This is a genomic window from Streptomyces sp. DH-12, assembly GCF_002899455.1.
Classification (GTDB): Bacteria; Actinomycetota; Actinomycetes; order Streptomycetales; family Streptomycetaceae; genus Streptomyces.
In genome coordinates, this window is record NZ_PPFB01000001.1 from 1,629,774 (window position 1) to 1,643,533 (window position 13,760).

Annotated in this window: 14 protein-coding genes, 1 tRNA gene and 1 pseudogene; 9 read left to right on the plus strand and 7 right to left on the minus strand. The window is 69.6% G+C overall.

Annotation, left to right across the window (positions count from 1 at the left end; translation table 11 throughout):
• Positions 1 to 5: 5 nt before the first annotated feature.
• Together C1708_RS06165 and C1708_RS34880 are read left to right on the plus strand one after the other, a co-directional pair.
• Positions 6 to 1,124 (plus strand): fatty acid desaturase family protein, encoded by a 1,119-nt coding sequence (locus tag C1708_RS06165; protein WP_106411697.1) that lies wholly within the window; start codon positions 6 to 8, stop codon positions 1,122 to 1,124.
• A gap of 468 nt (positions 1,125 to 1,592) precedes the next feature.
• A pseudogene (locus C1708_RS34880) lies at positions 1,593 to 1,757 on the plus strand (succinyl-CoA--3-ketoacid-CoA transferase); the annotation flags it as partial.
• 188 nt (positions 1,758 to 1,945) lie between these two features.
• Here the strand turns inward: C1708_RS34880 and C1708_RS06175 are convergent.
• The 4 genes from C1708_RS06175 to C1708_RS34890 all read right to left on the minus strand — a co-directional run bounded on the left by C1708_RS06175 (position 1,946) and on the right by C1708_RS34890 (position 3,730).
• Positions 1,946 to 2,019: transfer RNA gene (locus C1708_RS06175), tRNA-Met, on the minus strand.
• Between the two features lie 386 nt (positions 2,020 to 2,405).
• Positions 2,406 to 2,609 carry a cold-shock protein gene (locus tag C1708_RS06180; RefSeq protein WP_030052720.1) on the minus strand — a complete coding sequence of 68 codons (204 nt, stop codon included), beginning with the start codon at positions 2,607 to 2,609 and terminating at the stop codon, positions 2,406 to 2,408.
• A gap of 239 nt (positions 2,610 to 2,848) precedes the next feature.
• The gene (locus C1708_RS34885; protein ID WP_241911176.1) at positions 2,849 to 3,415 is read right to left on the minus strand and encodes a transposase; all 567 of its coding nucleotides are present in this window, start codon (positions 3,413 to 3,415) and stop codon (positions 2,849 to 2,851) included.
• 45 nt (positions 3,416 to 3,460) lie between these two features.
• Complete coding sequence (locus C1708_RS34890) at positions 3,461 to 3,730, minus strand: IS110 family transposase (RefSeq protein ID WP_241911177.1); 270 nt, start codon at positions 3,728 to 3,730, stop codon at positions 3,461 to 3,463.
• A gap of 38 nt (positions 3,731 to 3,768) precedes the next feature.
• Between C1708_RS34890 and C1708_RS06190 the strand changes: the two genes are divergently transcribed.
• Complete coding sequence (locus C1708_RS06190; RefSeq protein ID WP_106411698.1) at positions 3,769 to 4,071, plus strand: hypothetical protein; 303 nt, start codon at positions 3,769 to 3,771, stop codon at positions 4,069 to 4,071.
• A 313-nt stretch (positions 4,072 to 4,384) separates the two neighbouring features.
• On the opposite strand, the gene C1708_RS06200 is transcribed toward C1708_RS06190, so the two are convergent.
• Positions 4,385 to 5,146 (minus strand): SDR family NAD(P)-dependent oxidoreductase, encoded by a 762-nt coding sequence (locus C1708_RS06200; RefSeq protein ID WP_106411700.1) that lies wholly within the window; start codon positions 5,144 to 5,146, stop codon positions 4,385 to 4,387.
• Entirely contained in the window at positions 5,143 to 5,565 is a 423-nt protein-coding gene (locus C1708_RS06205; RefSeq protein WP_106411701.1) for a VOC family protein, read from the minus strand. Before C1708_RS06205 ends, C1708_RS06200 begins: the two co-directional genes overlap by 4 nt.
• A gap of 150 nt (positions 5,566 to 5,715) precedes the next feature.
• Here C1708_RS06205 and C1708_RS06210 point away from each other — a divergent pair, with 150 nt between their 5' ends.
• The 3 genes from C1708_RS06210 to C1708_RS06220 all read left to right on the plus strand — a co-directional run bounded on the left by C1708_RS06210 (position 5,716) and on the right by C1708_RS06220 (position 8,595).
• On the plus strand, positions 5,716 to 6,393 hold the full coding sequence (locus C1708_RS06210) for a GntR family transcriptional regulator (RefSeq protein ID WP_106411702.1): 678 nt from the start codon (positions 5,716 to 5,718) through the stop codon (positions 6,391 to 6,393).
• A gap of 367 nt (positions 6,394 to 6,760) precedes the next feature.
• A complete protein-coding gene (locus C1708_RS06215; protein ID WP_106411703.1) occupies positions 6,761 to 7,636 on the plus strand; it encodes a helix-turn-helix transcriptional regulator in 876 nt (291 codons plus the stop codon).
• 86 nt (positions 7,637 to 7,722) lie between these two features.
• On the plus strand, positions 7,723 to 8,595 hold the full coding sequence (locus C1708_RS06220; RefSeq protein WP_106411704.1) for a helix-turn-helix transcriptional regulator: 873 nt from the start codon (positions 7,723 to 7,725) through the stop codon (positions 8,593 to 8,595).
• Between the two features lie 189 nt (positions 8,596 to 8,784).
• On the opposite strand, the gene C1708_RS06225 is transcribed toward C1708_RS06220, so the two are convergent.
• Positions 8,785 to 9,084 carry an Atu4866 domain-containing protein gene (locus C1708_RS06225; RefSeq protein WP_106411705.1) on the minus strand — a complete coding sequence of 100 codons (300 nt, stop codon included), beginning with the start codon at positions 9,082 to 9,084 and terminating at the stop codon, positions 8,785 to 8,787.
• 395 nt (positions 9,085 to 9,479) lie between these two features.
• Here C1708_RS06225 and C1708_RS06230 point away from each other — a divergent pair, with 395 nt between their 5' ends.
• The 3 genes from C1708_RS06230 (at position 9,480) to C1708_RS06240 (ending at position 13,193) form a co-directional block, all read left to right on the plus strand.
• Entirely contained in the window at positions 9,480 to 10,247 is a 768-nt protein-coding gene (locus C1708_RS06230) for an Atu4866 domain-containing protein (protein ID WP_106411706.1), read from the plus strand.
• Positions 10,248 to 10,453: 206 nt separating this feature from the next.
• The gene (locus C1708_RS06235) at positions 10,454 to 11,848 is read left to right on the plus strand and encodes an amidohydrolase family protein (protein ID WP_106411707.1); all 1,395 of its coding nucleotides are present in this window, start codon (positions 10,454 to 10,456) and stop codon (positions 11,846 to 11,848) included.
• Positions 11,849 to 12,077: 229 nt separating this feature from the next.
• Positions 12,078 to 13,193 carry an MFS transporter gene (locus C1708_RS06240; RefSeq protein WP_241911178.1) on the plus strand — a complete coding sequence of 372 codons (1,116 nt, stop codon included), beginning with the start codon at positions 12,078 to 12,080 and terminating at the stop codon, positions 13,191 to 13,193.
• Positions 13,194 to 13,760 lie beyond the last annotated feature (567 nt).

Here is a 13,760-nt window from a genome sequence, read left to right on the forward strand (position 1 = left end):
GCACTTTGACCGCCATCGACCCCACCGCCCACCTGACCGAGGAACAGATCGAGGAGCTCGGCCGCGAGCTGGACGCGATCCGCGACGAAGTGATCGCCGGCCGCGGCGAGAAAGACGCCGCCTACATCCGTAGGGTCATCTCGGCGCAGCGCAAGCTCGAGCTGGTCAGCAGGGGCGTGCTGCTGTTCTCGCTCTTCCCGCCCGCGTGGGTGCTCGGCACCGCCGGGCTGTCCGTGGCGAAGATCATGGACAACATGGAGATCGGCCACAACGTCCTGCACGGCCAGTGGGACTGGATGCGGGACCCGAAGATCCACTCCACCACCTGGGAATGGGATCACGTCTCGCCGTCCGATCAGTGGAAGCACTCGCACAACGAGCTGCACCACACGTACACCAACGTGATCGGCAAGGACAACGACCTCGGCTACGGCATCATGCGCGTCGACGAGGACCAGAAGTGGCACCCGTTCCACCTCGGCCAGCCGCTGTGGAACTTCATCAACGCCTGCTTCTTCGAGTACGGCATCGCGGCGTACGACCTGGAGCTCGGCAAGAACCTGCGCAAGCGCCGCCGCAAGGACCCGGAGTTCCGCGCGCGGGCCAGGGCCGTGGGCCGCAAGATCCGCAAGCAGGTGCTCAAGGACTACGTGATCCACCCGCTGCTGTCGGGCCCGTCGTTCCTCCCCACGCTCGCCGCCACGTTCACCGCGAACCTGGTCCGCAACATCTGGTCCCACTCCGTGATCATGTGCGGGCACTTCCCCGAGGGCGTACAGGTCTTCGAGCGCCGGTCGATCAAGGGCGAGACACGCGGCCAGTGGTACCTGCGCCAGATGATGGGCTCGGCGAACATCAGCGGCAGCAAGGCCATGCACTTCATGACCGGCAACCTCTCGCACCAGATCGAGCACCACCTGTTCCCGGACCTGCCGAGCAACCGGTACGCCGAGGTCGCGGTGAAGGTGCGCGCGCTGTTCGAGAAGTACGAGCTGGAGTACGTCACCGGGCCGCTGCCCAAGCAGGTGTTCTCCGCGTGGCGCAAGGTCTTCCGGCTCTCGCTGCCGAACAAGAAGCCCGAGGTCAAGACGCCGGACCGTGAGCAGGAGCTCGTCGCCGCCTGATTGCTGCAAGCGTCTGGCTCACGAACCCGAGGTCAGGCGCCCTTGTCCGCAGGCTCCAGAATCGCCACGCACTTCACGTGATGCGTCATCGGAAACACGTCACAAGGTGTGTGGACGGGAGGAGAATGTGCAGTTCACATGGGGTGCCTTGGGCGCAGGCTGTGAGGCGGCCGGAGCGTCAAATGAGCGTCATGTCTGGCGGACTTTCTCTCCTCGTGGCCGGTACCGGGCTGTCCGCGTTTCTGATGCCCGCGGCCGTCATGTTGCTGCTCGGGCGGCAGGTCAGCTGCTGGAGGTGCTGCGGGATGCCCGGCGCAGCGCTCGCCACCAGGCCGCCCGGGCCAACCCGGTGGGCCGATGATGAGGCTGGACATCAGGACCGACTCGTCGCCGGGTTTCACCTCGTGCACATCGGCGTCCGCCCCCGGACGCCTGCCCGAGTGTGGCTCATGCGTCGAATATGACGGGGCGAAGGGCGGCCTGCCCTGGCGGTACGCGCCGGACGGTTCGGTCGCCCTCGCCTCCCCGTCGAAGGAGAGCCGCGAGTTCCACGGCCGCCCCCACGTCCTGGGGTACGCCATCACCACCGACTTCGCCTTCGTCTGGGCCTGGCGCGGCGACCTGCACGGCAACAAAACAGATTGCCGCCTTGTGTCAGACCCACGATCCCGTGAGCACGGTGGCTGAGGCGGCGTACGGCCTCGGTGCAGCCCAGCGCGTTGACGCCTTCTGCGACTGCGGTGCCCTGTTCGCCGAGAGCCAGGTCCGAACCGGCACACACGCAGTGAAGGCCCGGTGGATGCCGGGCCTTCACGTTTGAGTAGCGGGGACAGGATTTGAACCTGCGACCTCTGGGTTATGAGCCCAGCGAGCTACCGAGCTGCTCCACCCCGCGTCGGTACGGTGAACTGTACGGCACCGATCGGAATCGACCCAATCGACTTTCGCATACGCTCGTCGCGCTGGTCGTCATCCGCCTGTGAACAAACAAGCAGACTCGTCGGACGAGCGAGCACCCCCGGAAGCTCCCCGTCGAGACCGCACACCCACAGTCATGTACATGGCCGCCTGTCCATGCAGCGGACGTCGCTTGCAGCGACTGAGGTCAGGAAGGTTCAAGCCGAAGTGGCAGCGGCCCCGGGCCTTCACAGATCAGGGCCGCGCAGCCATGGCTGCGCGGCCCTGATCTGTGAAGGCCCGGCACGAGAGCAGGCGTCTTCGTCCAGGTGGGCGTCGGCCACCGGACGCGGCGCGCACGATCTCGCGAGCAGGTCTGCGAGGTCAGGCCAAGTTGATGTTCTCGGCCTGCGGGCCCTTCTGGCCCTGGGTGACGTCGAAGGTCACGGCCTGGCCCTCCTGAAGCTCTCGGAAGCCGGTGGAGTTGATCGCGGAGTAGTGCGCGAAGACATCCGGGCCGCCGCCGTCCTGGGCGATGAAGCCGAAGCCCTTCTCCGCGTTGAACCACTTCACAGTACCCGTTGCCACGTCTATGCCTTCCAGTCGATGAACGCCTACTACTCCGTATGGCAGACGGAGGTGATCGTCCTGGTTCCCGCGGCACAGCACAGCAAAACGCCCACACCAAAGGCGCGGGCGGGGAAATCCCCACCACGACAGCTGACGCAGACGCTACACGCGCACACACCGGGTCACCACAGGAATGATCACGCCACACACGAGATCGTGCGTGCGGTGCCCGCCGACGCTGACGGGCACGGACGCCCCTATAACGCAGGGGTGCGGAAAGCCGGTCTGACCAGGTTGAAGACCTCGCGGGCTGCGTATCGCTTGAGGCACCGGATGATCTCACGGCGGGTCTTGCCCTCCTGGGTGCGGCGTTCGTAGTACGCCTGGGTGCGTGGGTCGTGACGCAGGCAGGTGAAGACGATGCGGTGCAGGGCGGCGTTGGCCCGCCGGTCACCGCCGTGGTTGAGCCGGCGCGTGCTCCGTCGGCCGGAGGAGTACTCGATGGGGCTGACTCCGCAAAGTGCGGCAAAGGACGCCTCGGTGTTCAGCCGCTCGGGGTTGTCCCCCATGCTGATCAGCATGGTGACGGCGCTGTCCGGACCGATGCCCACCGGTACGAGCAGCTGCGGGGCGTGGCGTTCGACGAGCCGGGTCAGTCGCTGGTTCAACTCATCGATCTGGCCGGTGAGCTGCTCGATGCGTTCGGCGAGCACGCGTAATGTCATGTGGGTGGATTGGGCCACCGCGTCCTCGTCTACCCCACCGTCGGGTGGGCTGAAGCGCGCGCAGGTGCGGGACAGCTCGGCGTTGCCGAGGCTCGACATGCGTTCCCGCAGGGCGGGGCCGGCGATGACCAGGACGGCCTTGAGCTAGTTGATCGCCTGGGTGCGGGCCTTGACCGCGGAGTCCTTGGCGAGCTTGAAGATCCGGGCGCTGTGCACCGGACCGTCGCCGGATTTCGCCCTGGCTCGGGCGCGACCGGTGAGCACGGCTCGCGCTGCGGCCTGGGCATCGAGCGGGTCCGACTTGCCGAGCAACCTGCGGGCCGACCGATCGTGCCGGTTCACTTCGAACACCTGAATCCGCTGGGTCACCAGGTAGCGGGACAGGCCCGCGACGAAGGTGCCGGCGCCCTCCACGCCGGCCCGGTGCGCTCGCCACCGACCTCGGTGCGCTGATGCTCATCGGGATCGTCACTCCGAGCCGCCTGGCGGACTCCCTGGGAACGGCCGCGTCCACCGGCGCGTACCGCACCGTCTGGACCGTGCTGCGTGACGCGCTGCCACCGCTCCTGTCCGAAGACCTCTCCCCGGCCGAGTCCCGTGGCCTGGGCGAACTGCTCACCGTGGCCACCGAGTGCGCCGAACGTACCGGAGCCCAGGGCGAGATACCCGGACTCGACCCGATAGCCGACCGGCGGGGCAGCTCACGGCCGGTGAGCCAGGCCCGTCGCCTACGCGCAGCACTTGCCGGCACGTAGGTCCGAAGAGGTGCATCCGCCCGGGGGATCCTGCTGCAGGGGCACGGAGTGCAGCCGAGGCCGGCCCCAGGACCTCCGAGCGCGACAACTCCTGTCGCTCGGGCAGCGATCATACCGAGTCGGTCGAGGGCGACGACGGCGGGGTGAGTCAGGCTGCGTTCGACGTGGGCCCGTACCGCCGCGATTGGCGAGCTCGGCCATCTTCGTTCTCAGCGGTTCCAGCTTCCCGCGCACCGTCACCTCCAGGCCGAGCTGGTCCCCTGCGTGGGTGGGGCCCCACACGCGCGCCGTTCTTCTCTCGCGCGGTTGTGTGTCAAGTGCGCAGGTGGGACGCGCCGTTGAGGTCGACGATGGTTCCCGAGGCCCATGTCGCGGCCGGGGAGGCGAGGAAATGCACCGTGGCGGCGACCTCTTCCGGGGTACCGACGCGCCCGAAGGGGCTCTCCGCACGCAGACGTTCGCCTTCCGGGCCGGACAACTTCCCCGTCTGCCGTTCGGTGGCCACAAACCCGGGCGCGACGGAGGTGACCGCGATGCCGTGCGGGGCCAGGGCCACGGCCAGTGACTGACCAAGGGCGTGCAGAGCGGCCTTGGTGGCCCCGTAGGCGGGGAAATCGGGTTCGCCCCGGAACGCGCCGCGCGAGCCGATGTTCACGATCGCCCCGCAGGTGCCCCGGTCGACGAGGTGGCGGGCTGTGGCCCAGCACAAGTCGGCCGCGCCCAGCAGGTTGACGTCGACCATCCGCCGCCAGACCTGCTGCCAGTGCTCCAGCGGGGTTTCGGCGATCGGGTGCCGGGTGTCCGCCGCGGGTGCCACGGCCGCGTTGTTCACCAGCACGTCCACGGCACCGAGCGCGGCCACCGCCTCGGCCACGGTCCGCTCGGCCGCACCTGGCTCGCCCAGGTCGGCCTGGAGCAGCGTGTGTCCGGTGCCGGGCAGCTCGCGCACCGTCCGTTCGGCGTCCGCACGGCGGCCGGCGTACTGCACCGCGACCCGGTCACCGCCGGCGGCGAAGGCCCTCGCGACGGCGCGGCCGATGCCCCGCGATCCACCGGTGACGAGCACGCCCCTCATCGGGCGAACACCATCGATTCGTCACGGAAGGACTTGAACTCCAGGGCGTTGCCCGCGGGGTCGCGGAAGAACATGGTCCACTGTTCGCCGGGTTCACCGGGAAAGCGGCGATGCGGCTCGATGTCGAAGCGTACCCCCGCGGCTCGCAACCGCTCGGCGAACTGGTGGAAGGACTGTTCGGGCAGCAGGAGACCGTAGTGCGGGATCGGCACCCGGTGCTGTCCCACCACGCTGGTACCCGCCGGCTGCGGCACGGTCGGCACCAGGTGGGTCACCAACTGGTGGCCTTCGAGATTCCAGTCCACCCAGTGGTCGGCGCTGCGCCCCTCGGACAGACCGAGCACCTGTCCGTAGAAGCCGCGGGCGGCGACCAGGTCGTCGACCGGGACTGCCAGGTGGAAAGCGGGTCGGTGTGGCATCGGGGTCCCCTTTGGTGGAGTCGGCGGCCAGAGCAGCCTGACCCGCCCGATGTTTTAATGTCAACATTAGGACAAGAGTCGACCGGAAATCCGGGGCGAGTCGCCTGGCCGGTCTGGTGGTTCCGATTGTCCGGATGTCAACATGGCTGCATGTCATCTGCACTGCCGAAGGCCGCCCGGCGCGGGCTGGCCGACGAAGCCGCCGACCTGGTGCGCGCCGCGATCTTCTCGGGTCACTTCCCGCCCGGAGCCCCACTGCGCGAAGTGGAGTTGGCCGAACGCCTCGGGGTCAGCCGTGGCTCGGTCCGGGAGGGACTGGCCCAGCTGGAGCACGAGGGGTTGGTGCGTGGCGGCTGGCACCGCGGCACCACCGTCATCAGGGTGACGGCCGAGGATGCGCAGGAGGTCTACGCGCTGCGGGCTGCGTTGGACCGCCTGGCCGCGACCACCGCGCGGCGAGCCGCGACCGCGGAGCAGTTGTCCGCGCTGGATCGGCTGGTGGCCGGGATGACGTCCGAGATCACCAAGGGCGGTGACGCCCCCCGGCTGGTGGCGCTGGACATCGCCTTCCACGACCAGATCTACGCCGCGGCCGGGAACGGCAGGCTCACCTCCGCCTGGGAGGCAATCCGCTCTCAGGTGCACCTGTTCCAGCTGCGCCGCGTCGACGTGGCCTACGACCACTACCGCGCACGCGTGGTCGACGAGCATCGCGAGCTGGCCGCTCTCCTGCGCTCCGGCGACATCCGGACGCTGGCCCGCCGGGCCGAAGAGCATGTGGAATCCGCACGGCGCAGTCTGCTGGCCGGTCTGTCGACCGCACCGTGACGTCAAGCACCACGTCAGGCACCGAGGCGTCCAGCCGTACCTGAGCGTGCCCCGTACGCGCCAGGCAGCCGGAAAGCGGCGAGTGGCTGTGGGTGGGCTTCGGTTCCGGTTCCTCACCACGTCGCACCGGCTCGGATCTCCCGGCGCAGGGCGGGACCGGCCAGGCAGACACATGCCAAGACAGTGCTGAGGAGTCGCGGCGCTTCACCTGCGACGGGTGGAAAGCACTCGGCCTGTGCCGCCCTCGGAGAGCGAGGCCGTCGTCGGCTCGAACAGGCGTGTGACTGTCCAGGGTGTGCTGTTCCCAGGGTAAGCGCACCCTCCCTCGCCCCTACGGCAGTGCGTCGCACCGCTCTAGCCTCGACGTATGGACAGAGAGAAGGAGCTCGTCGACAACACGCTGGGAGGTTTCCTCCGGGCGCGGCGTGCCCGCCTGCGCCCCTGCGACGTGGGGATTCCCACCTCCGGTCGTCGCAGGGTGCCCGGTCTGCGACGTGAGGAGGTGGCCGCCCTCGCGGGGGTGAGTTCCGACTACTACACGCGTCTCGAACAGGGCCGCGAGCGGCATCCGTCCCGGCAGATCCTCGAGGCCGTGGGGCGGGCATTGCAGCTGGACGGTGAAGCGATGGCCCACCTGCACCGCGTGGCCGGCCCGACCACCCGCCGGACACGCCGAGCACCGCGCGTCGAACGAGTCGCCCCGCACCTCAGGCGTCTCCTCGACACGTGGCGTGACACGCCTGCTTTCGTCGTGAGCCCTGTATTGGACATCCTGGCCCGTAACCGGCTCGCGAGCGTTCTTCACGCCGACTTCACTCACAGTGACAACCTGTTGCGCATGACGTTCCTGGACCCGGTCGCGCGGCGGTTTCATCGGGACTGGGACCGTGCGGCCGAGTCGACGGTGGCCACATTGCGCCGTGCGGCCGGCATCGATCCCGAGGATCCGCGCCTGAGCCAGGTCGTGGGCGAGCTGTCCCTGAAAAGTGCGGACTTCTCCACGCTGTGGGCGCGGCATGACGTGCGCGCCAAGACGCGGGAGACGAAACGCTTCCACCATGCTCAGGTCGGTGACCTCGAACTGCACTTCGCGTCCTTCATCGTCAACAGCGCCCCGACGCAGCAACTCGTCGTCTACCAAGCCGAACCAGGCACGGCCTCCGCCGACGCACTGTCCCTGCTCGGCTCCCTCAGTGCCGGCGCAGTGGCCGAGGAGCCGGCGGCCGGCGCCGCGCTCGACTGAGTCACCGCCGTTCGGGCCGGGTCCACCGGCCAGGCCCGCACGAGAGGGACGAAGGACGGGCCCGGCCTCTCCGTTAGGTTGGAGCAATGAGCGACACCACTCCCTTGGGAGACTTTCTGAGAGCACGGCGCGAAGCCCTCAAGCCGCAGGACGTGGGGCTTCCGGAGCACGGGCGCCGGCGGGTGCCGGGGTTGCGCCGTGAGGAGGTCGCCATGCTCGCCGGGGTGAGCGCCGACTACTACATGCGCCTGGAACAGGGACGGGAGTCCAGCCCGTCCCCGCAGGTGATCGACGCCGTCGCCGCCGCCCTTCACCTCAGTGACGAGGGGCACGACCATCTGCGCAGGCTCACCAGGGCGCCCCAGGAACGTCGCGGTGTTCCGGCCGGCCACGACAGGGTTCACCCCCACCTTCTGCGGCTGATCGACGGCTGGCCCGACACCCCCGCCTTTGTCCTGGGCCCGGCCCTGGACATCCTGGCGCGCAATGCGCTCGCCGCGGCCCTGCACAGCGGATTCCAACGGTTCGACAACCTGGCTCGCATGGTCTTCCTGGACCCGGCGGGACGTGCCTTCTACAGGGACTGGGACGATTCCGCCCACTCGTGCGTGGCCGAACTGCGTGCGGCCTTCGGACACGACCCCGAGTCACCGCGGATGACCGAGGTCGTCGACACGCTCCGCGGGAGGAGTCCCGAGTTCGCCGGGCTGTGGGCACGGCACGAGGTCAGGAGCAAGACGCAGCAGGAGAAGTACCTGTTGCATCCCGAGGTGGGTGCTCTGGAGGTCCGGTTCTCGGCCTTCACCGTGGGGGGAGCCCCGCATCAGCAGCTGGTCGTCTACCAGGCCGAGCCGGCGAGCGTCACCGCGGCTGCCTTCACCGCGCTTCGGTCCGGTGCCGGCGAAGAGGCATCGGCAGAGGTGGTGCGGGAGGTTTCGCTGTCGTCCGGCAACAGCTGACTGCTGTGTGGCCCCGCCTGTGAAAGGGCCCTGGACGAGAAGGAGGGCTCGCCGGCCGGCGACGAGCCCTCGCTGTGGCAGCCGGGCGTGTTCGGGCCTGTGAGGGCAACCGTGCCTCGTACCGTCGGCCGCCCGCTCCTGGAGTCAGCCCGGAACCGACGGCCCCTCGGGAATCCAGGAGCAGGTCCCTCAGCTGCGCGGCCCCGTACCTTCCCGCCGGATGCGGTGATCGCCCTCACGGTAGAGCACCAGGTGCTCGTGGAAGAGAACGCTGTCACGAACGTCCCCCGTGGCGGTGAAACCTGTGTCGTCGACGTAGTCGATGTGGTTGCCGCTGACGGTGTACCGGCCGGTGTAGGCACTCCGGCGCCGTCCGCGGGCCTCGTCGTAGCGGCCGTTCGGCAGTAGTTCCTGGCGGATGAATCCGTCCGCGGTCACCCACATCCCGACGTACGGGTGCGGAGCGCGAGGCGTGTCGTTGCTGGTCATGGCTTCACTCTCGGGCCCAATGACGGAACGTGGCCAGGCCGCCGCGTCCCCGGGTACGGGCTTCCTGGGAGCCGTGCACCCATGATTCGGAACGGAACGGAACGGAGCGGGAGTGACGTGCCGGGGCGGACGAATTTCCCGGACGCTCTGCGCCGGGCCTGTGCCGGACCCGTCATCTCCCTGCCGGCCATGGTGCCGGCCCCTTCCGCTCTCCTCCGGCCGGGCATGGGTGGGTGCCGTGCACCCGGGTGCACGGCGGCCTGGTTCCGCTTGTCCGGCCGGACGAACCTGGTGGTCATGCGGCTGCCGTGACGGCCGAGCAGCCGCGACCCGCCCGTGAGGAAGCCCGCTTCGTTCGCCGGGCGGACCGAAGAGCCGAACCCCTGAGGAAAACGATGACCACCAACGACACCCACGCCCACATCGGCACCCTGAGCTGGCACCCGGAGGCGCTCGACGAGATCCTCTCGAACGACGGGGGCCGCCCCGTCCTGTTCACCAACGCCCGGATCGTGACGATGGACCCGCTGATCGGGACCATGACCGGTGCCGACATCCTGTTCGTCGGCGACCTGATCGTCGGCGTCGGCCCCGGCATCATCACCGCGGCACAGGACGACAACGCCATCGTCGTCGACTGCACGGACACAACCATCGTCCCCGCCGTCGTGGACACCGTCGCCCTGGCCGGCGGCCGCGGCCGGCGCTCGGAGTACGTCGCGACGCTGACGCCCGGCAACAACACCGACTTCCTGGTGGTACCCGACGAACTCGCCGCCGACGTGCCGAGCGCGGTGGCCACCCTCGTGTCCCACCCGGAGCAGGTCCGCGCACTGGTCGCGGCCGGCCGTCCCGTCCGGTGGTCGGGCACCGAAATTCCCGGCGGGCCCACAACCCCCGAGGCCGGCATCCCCGCCGCTCCGGACCTGACCGGCAGCCCCCGGCTCGGCCTCTGGATCGACCGGAACGACTTCCTGCACCAGGAACTCACCGCGGACGGCCGCTACGACGAGACCCGGGGCGGCCGCCCCCACGCCTACCAGGGGCGGTTCTGGATCGACGGCGACCGCATCGACTACCTGGACGACCTCGGCTTCTGGGCCTACGGGGAGTTCAGGGGCGACGAGCTGCACCACGCGGGCTACGTCATGAAGCTGGGCTGAACCGCCCGGCCGGCAACGGCCGAGCCGCACACACGGCGACAACACCGGGTCCGGACCGTGCCTCCGCAGCCTTTCGGTCCTGGACGCACGACGCCCGGGTGAACGGCGCCCTGGCTGCCGGGGCGGCCCCACCAGAACCGGAAACCGGGCTGCCGGGCGTTCCCGGCAGCCCTCCCCCTCCCCGAAGTACTGAAAGCAGCTTTTCCATGACCCACGTCAACGGCACCGCCGCCACGGCCGCCCTCGAACAGCTCCGCCGTCGCCCCGCGGACGAACGGCGCATCCTGTTCACCGGCGCGACCATCGTCACCATGGACGCCGACCTCGGTGTCCTGCCCAACGCCGACCTGCTCGTCGAGGGCGACACCATCACCGCCGTCGGTCCCGGTCTCGAGGCCGGTGACACCGTGGTCGTCGACGCCACCGGCACCGTCCTCAGTCCCGGCTTCGTCGACACCCACCGGCACGCCTGGGAGGCACAGCTGCGCCGGATCATGCCGGACGTCGACGACCTCGGCGCCTACGTCATGTCCACCCTGGCCGGCTACGCCACCGTCTACCGGCCCCAGGACATGTACACCGGCACGAAGCTCGCCGCCCTCACCGCGATCGACAGCGGCATCACCACCATGCTCGACTTCTCCCACAACTCCCGCACCCCCGAACACTCCGACGCCGCCGTCGAGGCCCTCCGCGACACCGGCATCCGCGGTGTGCACGCCTCCATGGGCCCGCACTTCGGTGACTGGGACAAGCAGTGGCCCGGCGACCTGACACGCCTCAGGGAGAAGTACTTCAACAGTGACGACCAGCTGCTGACCCTGCGCCTGGCGACGCTCGCCACCGACGAGATCGCCGGCCCGGCCCTCGCCTACGGCCCCGAACTCGCCCGCGCCGCCAAGGACCTGGGCATCGGGGTGAGCGTGGACGCGGTCTTCGGCACAGCCTCCTCCGAAGTGATCCTGAACTGGGCGAAGGACGGCATCCTCGGCAGCGACGTCACCCTCATCCACGCCACCGGACTGACCCCCGAAGCATGGAAGGCGATGGGGGAAAGTGGCACCACCGTGGCCCTCGCCCCCACCTCCGACGCACAGATCGGCCTGGAGACCGCGATCCCCGCCGTCGACGAGGCCTTGTCCGTCGGCATCCGTCCCGGACTGAGCATCGACGTCGAAGTCGCCCTGGCCAGCGACATGTTCACCCAGATGCGGGCCCTGCACGCCATCCAGCGGATGCGGGCCGTCAACGCCGCCCACGGCACCGGCCGGCAGCCGGTCCGCATCACCACCCACGACGTCCTGGACTTCGCCACCCTCCAGGGCGCCCGCACCAACGGCCTCGCCGACGTCACCGGCTCACTCACCCCCGGCAAGAAGGCCGACCTGCTGGTCATCCAGGCCGAGGACCTCAACAACATGCCGCTCAACGACCCGATCGGCACCCTCGTACTGGGCTCCGACGCCCGCAACATCAGCACCGTCCTCATCAACGGCGAGCCCCGCAAGTGGGACGGACAGGTCCTCGACGTCGACCTGCCCGCCCTGCGCAGCGAGGTCCACGCCTCGCGCGAGTACGTGCTGAACACCCACGCCGCCTGATCATCCCGTCACCGCTCCCGGCCGGCCCCTCGCCGGCCGGGGGCGACCCGGTCCCCGGCGCCTGCCATCGGCCGGTCATGCCGCACACGGGGCCACCAGACGTTCTTTCGGAGTCCCCATGTCCCACCCCACCAGCGCACTCGATCACACAACCGGGAGCGGAACACCCGGTCGGCCAACAGGCTGGGCCCCGGCTGCGAGGACCACAGCACTGCTCACCACGCTGGGCATGCTGATGGTCGGTCAGATGTACACCGTCCTGGCACTGCTGCACCCCATGGCCACCGAGTTCGGCACCACACCCGGTCAGGTCACGTGGACGGCGACGGCGTTCGGTTTCGCCTACGCAGCCGGGTTCCTCTTCGCCGGCCCGCTCTGCGACCGTTACGGACCACGCGCCGTGATCACCGTGGGGCTCGCGGCCGCCACGGCATCCACCGCGGCGGTCAGCGCAGTCTCCGACCTTCCCACCGCCATCGTGCTGCGCAGCCTGCAGGGACTGACCACCGCGACCTTCGCCCCTGCCGCGCTCTCCTACGTCGTCCGGCACATCGCGCCTCGACACCGCGGCACCTCCCTCACCTGCATCACCAGTGGCATGCTCGCCGCCGCCGTCGTTGTTCAGGTCGGCGCGCAGGCCGTTGCAGCCGGAATCGGCTGGCGTGCGGTCTTCTGGATCAGTGCCGTGCTGATGGCCCTGAACCTGTTCCCGGTGCGCCGGGTCCTGCGACCCACTCCGCGTGGAGGCACCGACGGCGGACTGCTGCAGGCGTTCGCGGCGATGCCGCGGCTGCTGCGACAGCCGCGGCTGGGCGCCTTGTGCCTGTCCACCGTCGCCCTGATGACGGCTTTCGTCGCCCTCTACACGGCGGTGGCCATCGCGGGCCCACCGGCCGTCACCGGCAATTCCACCGCGATCCTCGCCCTGCGGGCCAGCGCGCTCCCCGCCCTGATCGCCGTACCCCTGCTGGTCCCCTCGCTCGGGCGGCTGCCCGCGCCCCTGCGCGCGGCCCTCGCCTTCGCTCTGGCCTCTCTCACCGTCGCCACCGGTTCCTTCCTCGGTGGTCACACGGCGCTGCTCGCCCTGGCCCTGCTGCTGTTCGTGGCCGCCGTCGCGGTAGCGGCGCCCGCTGTCGTCGAGACCATCAACGCCAACGCCCCGCAGGCACATGGTGCGGCGGTCGCCCTCTACGGGTGCAGCATGTTCATCGGCGCCAGCCTGGGCCCACAGCTCGCCGGTGCGCTCACGGGACTGGGCTTCGACGGCATTCTGCTCGTCGTCGCCGGGGTGCTCCTTCTGGGCGCCTCCCTGATCCTGCCGGCCATGCGCCACCACAGCCCGTGACCCCCGCCATCGGCCCGGCACACAACGCATCGGCCCCCGGAAGGACCTCCCTCGACAGCCGTACGCCGACCGCTGCTCCCCGCCGTACCACGGGACCGGCCCGCGAGAGCCTGAACCGCCGTCGGCCGAACGCGCCGGGCTCGGCAGCGGAGTCCGTCCGGTGCGGATGCCGGTCATCGAGGCGCATCGGACGGAGCAGACGCGTTGTCCGGGCGGGCAGTGGAAACGGTCTGCCGAGACCCCCGGGGGCGACAACCTCTGGCCCGGTCCCCTCCTGACCACTGATCAGAGACCCGTCCGTAACGAGACCGTCGTCCCTGGCACGATGGGCGGTTTCCGGACCCTCCACCCTCCGTCTCACCGGACCGGATACCGCCCCTGGACGGTGCCCTCGGGGTCCGAACCCGGTGGTACTGCACCCAGCCGAGCCTCCGTCCGAGCCCCGGCTGTCATCGGCACGATGTAGTGGTCGGACCGTCGCGTCGCACGGGACGGTCAACGGTGAGCGGATACTGACCGCGCTGTTCGATGCGGCCCCGACCGTTCAGCGCCTGCGAACCTCGGCAG

Coding starts and splice junctions, on each gene's coding strand:
- C1708_RS34885 (WP_241911176.1), bottom strand. CDS start 3,415: ATGTCGAGCCTCGGCAACGCCGAGCTGTCCCGCACCTGCGCGCGCTTC.
- C1708_RS06190 (WP_106411698.1), top strand. CDS start 3,769: ATGCTCATCGGGATCGTCACTCCGAGCCGCCTGGCGGACTCCCTGGGA.
- C1708_RS06200 (WP_106411700.1), bottom strand. CDS start 5,146: ATGAGGGGCGTGCTCGTCACCGGTGGATCGCGGGGCATCGGCCGCGCC.
- C1708_RS06205 (WP_106411701.1), bottom strand. CDS start 5,565: ATGCCACACCGACCCGCTTTCCACCTGGCAGTCCCGGTCGACGACCTG.
- C1708_RS06210 (WP_106411702.1), top strand. CDS start 5,716: ATGTCATCTGCACTGCCGAAGGCCGCCCGGCGCGGGCTGGCCGACGAA.
- C1708_RS06215 (WP_106411703.1), top strand. CDS start 6,761: ATGGACAGAGAGAAGGAGCTCGTCGACAACACGCTGGGAGGTTTCCTC.
- C1708_RS06220 (WP_106411704.1), top strand. CDS start 7,723: ATGAGCGACACCACTCCCTTGGGAGACTTTCTGAGAGCACGGCGCGAA.
- C1708_RS06225 (WP_106411705.1), bottom strand. CDS start 9,084: ATGACCAGCAACGACACGCCTCGCGCTCCGCACCCGTACGTCGGGATG.
- C1708_RS06230 (WP_106411706.1), top strand. CDS start 9,480: ATGACCACCAACGACACCCACGCCCACATCGGCACCCTGAGCTGGCAC.
- C1708_RS06235 (WP_106411707.1), top strand. CDS start 10,454: ATGACCCACGTCAACGGCACCGCCGCCACGGCCGCCCTCGAACAGCTC.
- C1708_RS06240 (WP_241911178.1), top strand. CDS start 12,078: ATGCTGATGGTCGGTCAGATGTACACCGTCCTGGCACTGCTGCACCCC.